General features: G+C 74.7%; 15 protein-coding genes. 10 read left to right on the forward strand and 5 right to left on the reverse strand.

The genetic code is table 11. The annotated features are described in order from the left end of the window. The first annotated feature begins 75 nt into the window (after positions 1-75). Both E9565_RS12730 and E9565_RS12735 read left to right on the forward strand, forming a co-directional pair. Positions 76-354, forward strand: coding sequence for a MoaD/ThiS family protein (locus E9565_RS12730; protein WP_236825607.1), 279 nt, complete (start codon positions 76-78; stop codon positions 352-354). A gap of 49 nt (positions 355-403) precedes the next feature. Next, on the forward strand, positions 404-1,354 hold the full coding sequence (locus E9565_RS12735) for a PLP-dependent cysteine synthase family protein (RefSeq protein WP_236835324.1): 951 nt from the start codon (positions 404-406) through the stop codon (positions 1,352-1,354). 21 nt (positions 1,355-1,375) lie between these two features. Here E9565_RS12735 and E9565_RS12740 read toward each other — a convergent pair whose 3' ends face one another. Then, on the reverse strand, positions 1,376-1,729 hold the full coding sequence (locus E9565_RS12740) for a cytoplasmic protein (protein ID WP_236835326.1): 354 nt from the start codon (positions 1,727-1,729) through the stop codon (positions 1,376-1,378). Positions 1,730-1,867: 138 nt separating this feature from the next. On the opposite strand from E9565_RS12740, the gene murI reads away from it, so the two are divergent. The 4 genes from murI (at position 1,868) to E9565_RS12760 (ending at position 5,096) form a co-directional block, all read left to right on the forward strand. Continuing rightward, on the forward strand, positions 1,868-2,692 hold the full coding sequence (gene murI / locus E9565_RS12745) for a glutamate racemase (RefSeq protein ID WP_236825605.1): 825 nt from the start codon (positions 1,868-1,870) through the stop codon (positions 2,690-2,692). After that, entirely contained in the window at positions 2,689-3,432 is a 744-nt protein-coding gene (locus tag E9565_RS12750) for an MBL fold metallo-hydrolase (protein WP_236825604.1), read from the forward strand. The genes murI and E9565_RS12750 overlap by 4 nt, the downstream gene beginning before the upstream one ends. 41 nt (positions 3,433-3,473) lie before the next feature. Continuing rightward, entirely contained in the window at positions 3,474-4,409 is a 936-nt protein-coding gene (locus tag E9565_RS12755) for a DNA polymerase domain-containing protein (RefSeq protein WP_236825603.1), read from the forward strand. A gap of 96 nt (positions 4,410-4,505) precedes the next feature. Continuing rightward, entirely contained in the window at positions 4,506-5,096 is a 591-nt protein-coding gene (locus E9565_RS12760; protein WP_236835328.1) for a QsdR family transcriptional regulator, read from the forward strand. A gap of 53 nt (positions 5,097-5,149) precedes the next feature. Here E9565_RS12760 and E9565_RS12765 read toward each other — a convergent pair whose 3' ends face one another. Beyond that, positions 5,150-5,746 (reverse strand): dihydrofolate reductase family protein, encoded by a 597-nt coding sequence (locus E9565_RS12765; protein WP_236835330.1) that lies wholly within the window; start codon positions 5,744-5,746, stop codon positions 5,150-5,152. 138 nt (positions 5,747-5,884) lie between these two features. Here E9565_RS12765 and E9565_RS12770 point away from each other — a divergent pair, with 138 nt between their 5' ends. Further along, a complete protein-coding gene (locus E9565_RS12770) occupies positions 5,885-6,367 on the forward strand; it encodes a DUF4262 domain-containing protein (RefSeq protein ID WP_236835331.1) in 483 nt (160 codons plus the stop codon). Between the two features lie 4 nt (positions 6,368-6,371). Here E9565_RS12770 and bcp read toward each other — a convergent pair whose 3' ends face one another. From bcp to E9565_RS12785, 3 genes are read right to left on the reverse strand one after another with little or no spacing between them, the layout of a single operon-like run. Continuing rightward, the gene (bcp, locus tag E9565_RS12775) at positions 6,372-6,860 is read right to left on the reverse strand and encodes a thioredoxin-dependent thiol peroxidase (protein ID WP_236825599.1); all 489 of its coding nucleotides are present in this window, start codon (positions 6,858-6,860) and stop codon (positions 6,372-6,374) included. Positions 6,861-6,905: 45 nt separating this feature from the next. Further along, positions 6,906-7,310: a YjbQ family protein gene (locus E9565_RS12780; protein WP_236825598.1), complete on the reverse strand. Its 405-nt coding sequence runs from the start codon at positions 7,308-7,310 to the stop codon at positions 6,906-6,908. Positions 7,311-7,327: 17 nt separating this feature from the next. Continuing rightward, positions 7,328-8,155, reverse strand: a complete 828-nt coding sequence (locus tag E9565_RS12785; RefSeq protein WP_236835333.1) for a potassium channel family protein — start codon at positions 8,153-8,155, stop codon at positions 7,328-7,330. A gap of 76 nt (positions 8,156-8,231) precedes the next feature. On the opposite strand from E9565_RS12785, the gene rph reads away from it, so the two are divergent. Genes rph through E9565_RS12800 form a run of 3 tightly spaced genes read left to right on the forward strand, consistent with a single transcriptional unit; the run spans position 8,232 to position 10,507 of the window. Beyond that, on the forward strand, positions 8,232-8,969 hold the full coding sequence (gene rph / locus E9565_RS12790; RefSeq protein WP_308113096.1) for a ribonuclease PH: 738 nt from the start codon (positions 8,232-8,234) through the stop codon (positions 8,967-8,969). Next, the gene (rdgB, locus tag E9565_RS12795; RefSeq protein ID WP_236835335.1) at positions 8,966-9,577 is read left to right on the forward strand and encodes an RdgB/HAM1 family non-canonical purine NTP pyrophosphatase; all 612 of its coding nucleotides are present in this window, start codon (positions 8,966-8,968) and stop codon (positions 9,575-9,577) included. The genes rph and rdgB overlap by 4 nt, the downstream gene beginning before the upstream one ends. Positions 9,578-9,586: 9 nt before the next feature. Beyond that, complete coding sequence (locus E9565_RS12800) at positions 9,587-10,507, forward strand: hypothetical protein (RefSeq protein ID WP_236835337.1); 921 nt, start codon at positions 9,587-9,589, stop codon at positions 10,505-10,507. Positions 10,508-10,859: the final 352 nt, after the last annotated feature.

A 10,859-nucleotide genomic window follows, 5' to 3' on the forward strand; every position in this document is an offset into this window, starting at 1 on the left:
GCGTTGCCCGCACAGACGCACCACGGCTGCAGAGCAGCACCGCGACATCCCCCACGTACCGAGGAGAAGCACGCCATGGCCATCGAGGTCCGGATCCCGACCATCCTGCGCACCCACACCGGCGGCAGCAAGACCGTCGAGGGCAGCGGGAGCACCCTGGGGGCGCTCATCGACGACCTCGACAGCAAGCACTCGGGTCTCAAGGACCGCCTCGTGACCGAGGAGGGCAAGCTGCACCGCTTCGTCAACGTCTACGTCAACGACGAGGACGTCCGCTTCACCGGTGCCCTGGACACCGAGGTCAAGGACGGCGACTCGGTCACCATCCTCCCGGCGGTCGCGGGCGGCTGCTGAGCGGCACCCCGCTCCCGCCCCTCGTCCCCGTCCCGGAAGAGCTCACCCGATGGCCCGCTTCGCCTCCCTCGTCGACTCCCTCGGCGGCACCCCGCTCGTCGGGCTGCCCAACCTCTCGCCGACCCCCGACGTGCGGCTGTGGGCCAAGCTCGAGGACCACAACCCCACGGGCTCCATCAAGGACCGCGCCGCGATCAAGATGATCGAGGCGGCCGAGAAGGAGGGGCTGCTGCGCCCGGGCTCGACCATCCTGGAGCCGACCAGCGGCAACACCGGCATCTCGCTGGCCATGGTGGCCCGGCAGCGTGGCTACCGGCTGGTCTGCGTCATGCCGGAGAACACCTCGGTGGAGCGCCGGCAGCTGCTCGAGATGTACGGGGCGCAGATCATCTCCTCGCCCGCCGCGGGCGGCTCCAACCAGGCCGTCGCCGTGGCCAAGGAGCTCGCCGCCCAGCACGACGACTGGGTGATGCTCTACCAGTACGGCAACCCGGCGAACGCGCAGGCGCACTACGAGGGGACGGCGCCGGAGATCCTGGCCGACCTGCCCTCGATCACCCACTTCGTCGCCGGGCTGGGCACGACCGGCACGCTCATGGGCTGCTCCCGGTACTTCCGCGAGCACAAGCCGGGGGTGCAGGTGATCGCCGCCGAGCCCCGGTACGGCGAGCTGGTCTACGGCCTGCGCAACATCGACGAGGGCTTCATCCCCGAGCTCTACGACGCCGAGCTGCTGGACTCGCGGTTCTCCGTGGGCCCCGCCGACGCCATCCACCGCACCCGCCAGCTGGTCGAGCGCGAGGGCATCTTCGCCGGCATCTCCACCGGCGCGATCCTGCACGCGGCCCTGGGCATCGCCGACAAGGAGGTGGCGGCCGGGCGCCGGGCCGACATCTGCTTCGTCGTCTGCGACGGCGGCTGGAAGTACCTCTCCACCGGCGCCTACGCCGGCACGCTGGAGGAGGCGACCTCCGCGCTGGAGGGCCAGCTCTGGGCGTGAGCCACCGGCACGCCGGGTGCCTCAGGGCCGGATGACCGGGCCCACCGCGGCGGCGGTGCCGTCGCCGCCGGGCCGGGCGTCCTTGAGCTCCACGAAGAGGACGTGGGTGTCGGTCTCCCCGATGTTGTGACCGGCGTGCTGCTGGGCGGGGAGCCAGCCGGTGGTGCCCGCCGCGAGCTCGACGTCCCTGGTCCGCCCGTCCGGGCCGACCAGGCGCCGGCGGAAGCTGCTCAGCGTGTGCATGACGCTGTCGGGGTGGGCGTGGGGCGTGGTCCGGTCACCCGGGTGGTCGCGGTACTCGAGCACCCGCACCCGGTCGTTCTCGAACACGACGGCGTAGTGGGTCGGGTTCGTGGTGACGGGGTCGAGCTCCACGGCGGACCTCCGGCTGGAAGGCGGTGAGGGCCGGTAGGAGTCTGGCAGCCCGGCGCCGGCGGCGGCAGGGGCTGCTGCACGCCGCCCCGCCACGGGGCGGCGCGACCGTCGGTGGCGGGAGCTAGCCTGTCCGGCGACATGGGGACGCAGCCAGGAGCCGACGCACCGATCGGCATCTTCGACTCGGGTGTCGGTGGGCTCACCGTCGCCCGCGCCGTGCTGGACCAGCTGCCCGGCGAGGCGGTCCGCTACATCGGCGACACCGCGAACGGCCCGTACGGCCCGCTGCCGATCGCCGAGGTCCGCCGGCACTCCCTGGCGGTGATGGACGAGCTGGTCGCCAGCGGCGTGAAGATGCTCGTCGTCGCCTGCAACTCCGCGAGCGCCGCCTCGCTGCGCGACGCGCGGGAGCGCTACGACGTGCCGGTGGTCGAGGTGGTGCTGCCCGCGGTCCGCCGGGCGATCGCCGCCACCCGCAACGGCCGGATCGGCGTCATCGGCACCCAGGCCACCGTCACCAGCGGCGCGTACGACGACGCGTTCGCCGCGGCCCCACAGGTCACGGTGACCTCCGCGGCCTGCCCCAGCTTCGTCGACTTCGTCGAGCGCGGGATCACCAGCGGCCGGCAGCTGCTGGGCCTGGCGCAGTCCTACCTCGACCCCCTGATGGCGGCCGGCGTCGACACCGTCGTCCTCGGGTGCACGCACTACCCGCTGCTGACCGGGGTGCTGTCGGTGGTGCTCGGCGACGGCGTCACGCTGGTCTCCAGCGCCGAGGAGACCGCCAAGGACGTCTACCGGGTGCTCACCCGCGCCGACCTGCTCCGCGACCCCGGCGCCGCGCCGCCGCGGCACGCCTTCCTCGCCACCGGCGACCCCGAGCCGTTCGCCCGCCTCGGCCGTCGCTTCCTCGGGCCGGAGGTCGGCGCCGTGCTCGCCGCCGGACGGGCGGGCGCCGCGTGAAGCTGACCGTCGTGGGGTGCTGCGGCAGCGGCCCGGGCCCCGACTCGCCCGCGTCCTGCTACCTCGTGGAGCACGACGGTTTCCGGCTCGTCGTCGACCTGGGCAACGGCTCCTTCGGCGCGCTGCAGCGGTTCGCGGACCCGGCGTCGGTGGACGCGGTGTTCCTCTCGCACCTGCACGCCGACCACTGCCTCGACGTCGCCCCGTTCGTCGTCTGGCACCGGTACTCCGGTCGTGCCCGCGGCCCGCTCGTGCCGCTGTACGCGCCGGTCGGGGCCGAACGGCGGCTCGCGCTGGCCTACGACCTGGACGGCGACGGTCTCACCGACGTCTTCGACTTCGTCCCCGTGGGCCCCGGCGGCTTCCGCCTCGGCCCCTTCGACGTCGAGCTGGCCCGCACGGCGCACCCGGTGGAGACCTACGCCATCCGGCTCACCGCGGGCGGCCGGTCGCTCGTCTACACCGGTGACACCGGCCCCTGCGACCGGGTGGTCGAGCTGGCCCGCGGCGCCGATGTGCTGCTGGCCGAGGCGGCCCACCCGGACGCCGTGCCCGACCAGCCCCCGGGCCTGCACCTCACCGGGCGGCAGGCCGCGCAGCACGCCACCGAGGCAGGGGTCGGGCGGCTGCTGCTCACCCACATCCCCGCCTGGGTGGACCACATCGGCCAGCTGTTCGCCGCCAGCTCGGTGTTCAGCGAGACCGAGCTGGTCAGCCCCGGAGCCGTGTACGAGATCTGAGCCGCTTGCCGGATGGCCGCGATGGGGGAACGGTGACCCCCGTGGACGAGCGGGACGGCGTGCCGCTGAGCAGCCTCGACTCGCCGCTCGGTGACGGGCTCGAGGTCACCAAGCGGGCCCTCGTCGACCACCTCGACGCCGTCGCCGACCGGATGGTGCCGCTGCTGGCCGGCCGGCCGCTGTCGGTGGTGCGGGTGCGGCCGGGCCAGGCGCCGTTCATGCAGCGCAACGTGAGCAGGGGCGCCCCCGCCTGGGTGCGGACCGTGCCCGTGTGGGCCGAGTCGGCGCGCCGCGAGGTGCACCAGGTGCTCTGCGACGACCGGCGCACCCTGCTGTGGCTGGCCAACCAGCGCGCGGTCGAGTTCCACGTCCCGTTCCTCCCGGCCGGGGCGCGCGAGCCCACCGGACTGGTGCTCGACCTCGACCCGCCCGACGGGGCCGACTTCTCCGCGGTCGTCGACGTCGCGCGGCTCGCCCGCCGGGCGCTGGCCGGTGCCGGGCTCGCCGGCGCGGTGAAGACCAGCGGTTCCTCCGGGTTGCACGTCGTCGTCCCCGTGCGCGGCGCACCGGTCGAGGACGTCGCGGCGGCGACGCGGGCGCTGGCGCAGCGGACGGCGCAGCTGGACCCCGCGATCGCGACGACGGCGTTCCTGAAGGAGGAGCGGGAGGGCCGGGTGTTCGTGGACTCCACCCGGTCGGGCACCGGCACCGTCGTCGCCGCCTACAGCCCGCGGGTGCGGCCGGGGCTGCCGGTGTCGGCTCCCGTGGACTGGGCCGACCTCGACACGGTGCGGCCGGGCGATGCCACCGTCACGACGTCCTCCGCGCTGCCCGACTGGGCCGCACTGCTGCCGGAGCCCCAGTCGCTCCCGGCCGACCTCGTCGCCGAGGGCCACACGATCCCGGTCGCCCGGGTGCAGGCCATGCACGAGGGGAAGCGGCGGGCGCGGGCCCGCCGCGCGGCCGAGGGTGGCTGACGGGCACTCCGTGCCGGTGTGATCTCCCGGTAGGTGCTGGTACGGGGCGGGTTCCGGCGACGTCGGGCCCGTCCCTGCTGCCCTACGCTGCCACCCGTGACCGGCGCCCCCGAGGAGATCGTGCGCCACGCGGCGCGGACCCTGATGGCCGGCCGCCGGCTGGACACCGGCACCCTGGCGACCGAGCTGGGCATCTCGCGGGCGACGCTCTTCCGCCGGGCCGGCAACCGCGACGCGATCCTCGGCGACGCGCTGGCCTTCCTCGGTCGGCGCACGCTGGCCGCCATCGAGCGCGAGCACGACGCCCGGTGGGCGGAGGGCGGCCCGGCCGACCGGCTGCGCTCGCTGGCCGTGAGCGAGGACTTCCGCTATGCCCTCAGCGCCGCCGGCCCCGTCCGCCGGCTGCTCGCCGAGGAACCGGCGACCGCGATCCGGGTGCTCACCGACCCCCAGGGCAGGGTCCAGCCCCGGGTCGTCGAGGCCTACACCGAGCTGTTCCAGCGCGACGTCGACGAGCACGGCCTGGTGCCGAAGATCCCGGTGCCGCTGCTCGCCCTGGCGGTCGTCCGGCTGGGGGAGTCCTTCCTCTACTCCGAGGTGCTGGCCGCGCGGGCGCCGGACCTCGAGGCGGCGACGACGGTCATCGACGCCCTCGTCCGCAGCGTCTTCGGCATCGACGGGACGTGACCGCTCAGCGGCGCCAGTAGAGGTGGTGGACGACCCCGCTCGGGCTGGGCACCTCATCGTGGTGGAAGCGGTCCGACAGCTCGTCGGGCGAGGTCCACAGCCGCGCCCCCGAGCCCAGCTCCACGGGTGCCATCGCGACGTGCAGGGGTGTCCACGAGGCCGGCGTCGAGGAACTCCCGGACGGTGGCGGCCCCGCCGCCGAGCCGTACGTGCCGGCCGCCGGCCGCCGCCCGGGCCTGCTCCAGCACGTCGGCCGGGTCGCCCCCCACGAAGGAGAACGTCGTGTCCGAGAGGGTGAACGACGGGCGCGGGTGGTGGGTCATGACGAGGACGGGGGTGTGGAACGGCGGCTCGGCGCCCCACCAGCCCTGCCATTCGTGGTCCTGCCACGGGCCGCGCTGGGGGCCGAACTTGTTGCGGCCCATGATCTCGGCGCCGATGCCGTGCGCGAAGTCGCGGGTGAAGTAGTCGTCGAGCCCGCGGCTGCCGCCGGGCTCGCTGCGGTTCGGGAAGCTGGCGGTCGCGACGGCCCAGCCCATCAGCTCCAGCGGGTCGGCGTGGCCGAACGGCCGCTCCAGGCTCTGGCCCTCGCCGGCGGCGAAGCCGTCGCTCGAGACGGTGAGGTTCTGGACCTTCAGCAGCTGGTGCACGGTGCGCCTCCGGGACGGTCGACGACGGTTCGACCGCCCGGGCCGGGAGAACTCATCGGCGTCCCCAGGCGGCCCGATCGTCCACAGGCCGACGCGCGGGCGCACCGGGTGTCGGTGGTCGGTCGCAAGCTGTGCGGCATGACGACCGATCCCCGGACGATCGCCTGGCTCGACCAGGAGGACAGCCGGCTGGCGCAGACCATCCGCGCCCACCGGGTCGCCGTGCAGTACGTGATGCGCGGCGAGGAGGCCGGCGAACCGCCGTTCGGCTACACCGTGGGGCTGTTCGGCGTCGGGCACCCGGAGCTGGTCGTGGTCGGTGTCGGGCGCGAGGCGGCCTGCGGCGTGCTCCAGCACGTGGCCGGCCTGGTGCTCGCCGGGCGGGACCTGGTGCCCGGGGAGGTGATCGCCCACGGCGAGGCCGAGCCGCTGGTGGTCGAGGAGCTGCCCAACCCGGGCGACATCCTGTTCAGCGCCAACCGCTTCTACCAGCGCCCCGACGAGTTCTCCGTGCCCGCCTACCAGCTCTCCTGGGCCCACCGGGACGGCGGCTTCCCGTGGGACCCGGAGTACCCCTGCCCGCCGGAGTGCCAGCCCCGGCCGGGCACGTGGCGCGCCTGAGGGATCACTCCAACCCGAGGTCGCGCCGCAGCTTGGCCACGTGCCCGGTCGCCTTGACGTTGTAGGAGGCGCGCTCCACCCGGCCCTCGGCGTCGATGACGAACGTCGACCGGATCACGCCGACGACCTCCTTGCCGTACAGCTTCTTCGTGCCGTACGCGCCGTAGGACCGCATCACCTGCTTGTCCGGGTCGGAGACCAGCGTGATGCGCAGGTCCTCCTTCTCGCGGAAGCGGGCGAGCTTCTCGACCGGGTCGGGGGAGATGCCGATGATCTCCAGCCCCGCCTCGGCGAGGTCGCCGGCCGCGGCGGTGAAGTCGACGGCCTGGGTGGTGCAGCCAGGTGTCATCGCCGCCGGGTAGCAGTAGACGATGACGCGCCGGCCCCGGTAGGACGACAGCGACACCGGGGTGCCGTCGGCATCGGGCAGCGTGAAGTCCGGCGCCGGGTCGCCGGGGGCCAGGCGGACGGGGGCGGCGTCGGTCTCGCTCATGCCGCGCATCCTGCCGTGTCCCGGGGGCGAGGTCGCAAGGGGGCGTCAGCCGGGCAGGAAGGAGAAGCGCACCTGCCGCTGGTGGTTGTCGGTGTTGGTGTCCACCAGGCAGATGCGCTGCCAGGTGCCCAGCATCAGCCGGCCCTCCAGCACCGGCACGCTGGCGTGCGGCGGGACGAACGCCGGCAGCACGTGGTCCCGGCCGTGCCCGGGGCTGCCGTGCCGGTGGCGCCACCGGTCGTCGCGGGGCAGCAGCGCGTCCAGCTGGGCCAGCAGGTCGTCGTCGCTGCCCGAGCCGGTCTCCAGGATCGCCAGGCCGGCGGTCGCGTGCGGGACGAAGACGTGCAGCAGCCCGTCGCGCTCCTGCTGCACGAACTCGGCGCAGTCGTCGGTGAGGTCGACGACGACGGGGACGCCGCCGGTGCGGACGGAACGCAGCTCCGATCTCATGGCGCCGATCCTGCCCGTCACGGGCTCCGGTCGCGTGCCGGGCTCCCGGCGTCTGCGGGCGGGACGGCGCGGGCCCCCGGTGCCGGTGCCTCGGCGGCCGTGCCGGGGGCGGCCGACTCCCGGGTCAGGGCCGCGCGCAGCTGGGCGACCTCCGCCGACAGCGCCTGCAGGTCGCGCCGGGTGACCGCCTCCGACTCCTCGCCGACCTCCTGCACCCGCTCCACCAGCCAGGAGGCGAACGTCGCGGTGATCACGCCGAGCAGCGCGATGCCCGTCAGCATCAGCCCGGCGGCGACCGCGCGGCCCTGCGTGGTCACCGGGAAGCGATCGCCGTACCCGACGGTGGTCACGGTGGCGAACGACCACCACAGTGCGTCGCCGAAGGTGTCGATGTTCCCCTCGGGGCGCCCGCGTTCGGCATCCAGCACGGCGAGCGCGGCCACGAACATCAGCAGTGCCGTGCCCCCGACGACGTAGACCGCGACCCGGCCGCGCAACGAGCTCCCGGCGTGCCGGTTGAGCGCCGAGAGCAAGGTGACGAGCCGGAGGAGCCGCAACGGGCGCAGCAACGGCAGGACGATGACGGCCAGGTCGAACGGATGGCTCCGCACGAACCGGCTGCGGTGGTCGGACAACCACAGCCGGGCGACGTAGTCGATGGCGAACCAGGCCCAGGCGGCCACGGTGACCCAGGCCAGCACCGTCGGCCACGGCGTGGCGAGATCCGGGTCGATGATCGGCCAGGCGTAGGCGGTGAGGAACAGCAGCGCGGCGGTCGTCAGGATCCAGCCGGTGGTGCTCTCCCACCGTCGCCGGCGCGCATCGTCGGTGGTGGGTGCGGCCATGTCCGGCGAGGCTAGCGCGGGCGGAGGGCCCGGCTCGTCCGGAGGTCGTCGGTTGCGTTCACTACTGTCGGCGGACGTGACCCGCGCCGACGGCCGTAGCGCCGACCAGCTCCGTCCGGTGACCATCACCCGCAACTGGCTCGACCACGCCGAGGGATCGGTGCTCGTGGAGTTCGGCCGCACCCGCGTCCTGTGCGCCGCGAGCGTGACCGAGGGCGTGCCGCGGTGGCGCAAGGGCTCGGGCCTGGGCTGGGTCACCGCCGAGTACTCGATGCTGCCGCGCGCGACGCACACCCGCAGCGACCGCGAGTCGGTGAAGGGGCGGATCGGTGGGCGGACGCACGAGATCAGCCGGCTCATCGGGCGCTCGCTGCGCGCCTCGGTCGACCTGGGGGCGCTCGGGGAGAACAGCATCGCGATCGACTGCGACGTCCTCCAGGCCGACGGCGGCACCCGGACCGCCGCCATCACCGGCGCCTACGTGGCACTGGCCGACGCCGTCGCCTGGCTCGGGGAGCGCGGGAAGCTGGCGAAGAAGGCGCCGCTGGTCCAGTCGGTCGCCGCGGTCAGCGTGGGTGTCATCGACGGCGAGCCGCGGCTGGACCTCGCCTACGAGGAGGACGTGCGCGCCGGCACGGACATGAACGTGGTCTGCACCGGGGACGGCGGCTTCGTCGAGGTGCAGGGCACCGCGGAGGGCGCGGTCTTCGACCGGCCGACCCTCGACGCGCTGCTCGACCTGGCGGTCGCCGGCTGCGCCGAGCTCACCCGCCTCCAGGCCGAGGCGCTGCAGCGCGGACCGGCCGCCCGATGAGCACCCGGCTGCTGCTCGCCACCCGCAACGCCGGCAAGCTCGCCGAGCTCCAGCGCCTGCTGGCCACCGCCGTCCCCGGCGTCGAGGTCATCGGCCTGCGCGACGTCGACGAGTACCCCGAGGCCCCGGAGACCGGGGCGACCTTCGCGGACAACGCGCTGCTCAAGGCGCGCGAGGCGGTGCGGTGCACCGGTCTGCCCGCGGTGGCCGACGACTCCGGGCTCGCGGTCGACGCGCTCAACGGCATGCCCGGGGTGCTCTCGGCCCGGTGGTCGGGCCGGCACGGCGACGACGACGCCAACACCGCGCTGCTGCTCGGCCAGCTCGCCGACGTGCCCGACGAGCGGCGGGGCGCGGCGTTCGTGTGCGCGGCGGCGCTGGTCACCCCCGACGGCACCGAGCGGGTGCTGGAGCGGCAGTGGCGCGGGCGCGTGGTCCACGAGAAGCGGGGGAGCAACGGCTTCGGCTACGACCCGGTGTTCGTCCCGGAGGGGCTCGAGCTGACGTCCGCCGAGCTGGAGCCGGCGGAGAAGGACGCCCGCAGCCACCGCGGCCAGGCGTTCGCGGCGCTGGTGCCGGTGCTGGCCGAGGTGCTGGCGCCCCGCTGAGCCGGTCCGGTGCAGGTCTTCGTGGACGCGGCCCGGACGTTGCGGTTCGCCGACGGCACCCCGGTGACCGCGGCCTCGGGTGTGGCCGCGCTCGGGGACGGCTGGCTGGTCGTGCAGGACGACTCGACGGTCGCCGCCTGGCGCCGGCCGGACGGGGTGGTCACCGTGGAGGTGCTCCCGCCCGTCGAGGGCCTGTGCACCTTCAGCGAAGCCGCGGGTACCAAGCACCTGAAGCCCGACCTGGAGGTGGCCTGCCCGGCGGAGGTGGACGGGGAGCCGGCGGTGCTCCTGCTGGGGTCGGGTTCCACGGTCCGGCGCATGCGGGCGGTGCTGGTGCGGCTCGAGGACGGGCGGCCGGTGGTGCGCTCGGCGGAGCTCGGCCCGGTGTACCGGCGCGTGGCCGAACGCCTGGAGCTGCCGATGGACCACGTGAACCTGGAGGGCGCCAGCCGCCACGGCGACGTGGTGCGCTGGTTCAACCGGGGCAACCTGGCGGCCGGCGTCCGCTCGGCGAGCGTCGACGTGCCGCTGCACGACCTCGTCGCTGCCGTCCTCGGCCGCGCCGATCCCGCCGCGGTCGCCGTGGACCGGCCCCGGCAGTACGAGCTCGGCGAGGTCGAGGGCGTGGGCCTCGCGGTCACCGACGCGGTCGCCCTCCCCGACGGCAGGGTGCTGCTGAGCGCGGCGGCCGAGGACACCCCGAACGCGGTGGACGACGGCCCGGTGGTCGCCACCGCGATCGCGCTGCTGGACGGCGACACGGTCCAGGCGGTCGCGCCCGTCCCCGAGGTGGGCGGCCACGTGCACAAGGTGGAGGGCCTGGCCCTCCGCGGGGTCGAGGGCGGCGAGGTGCACCTGCTGGCCGTCGTGGACGACGACGACCCGGACACCCCGTCGGCCGAGCTGGACCTGCGCGTCGTCCTGGGCTGACCGCCGCGTCAGCCGGCCCGGCGGGGCACCTCGGCGCGCCGCTCGAGCCGGGCGGGCGCGGTCAGCCCGAACAGGACGACGGCGAACGGGGCGAGGAGCACGCCCATCGCGATGCCGACCTGCCACCGGGGCGCCCGCAGCTACCACGCGTTCACCGGAGGAGCCTGCGGGGCCGTGGCGGGCACCGCACCCGTCGTCACCCGGTCGGGGGACCGCCGCGCCGGACGACGCCGCGCAGGACGCGTGCGGGAGGGGGTGTCTGAGTTGAGGACATCGTGCACACCTGTCTCGGGACATCGTTCACACCCTGAGGTGAGGGGTGTGCGATGGGAATGCCGCAGCTGGTCGTCAC

The sequence above is a fragment of the Blastococcus sp. KM273129 genome (assembly GCF_021698995.1).
In the GTDB taxonomy this organism is placed as follows: Bacteria; Actinomycetota; Actinomycetes; order Mycobacteriales; family Geodermatophilaceae; genus Blastococcus.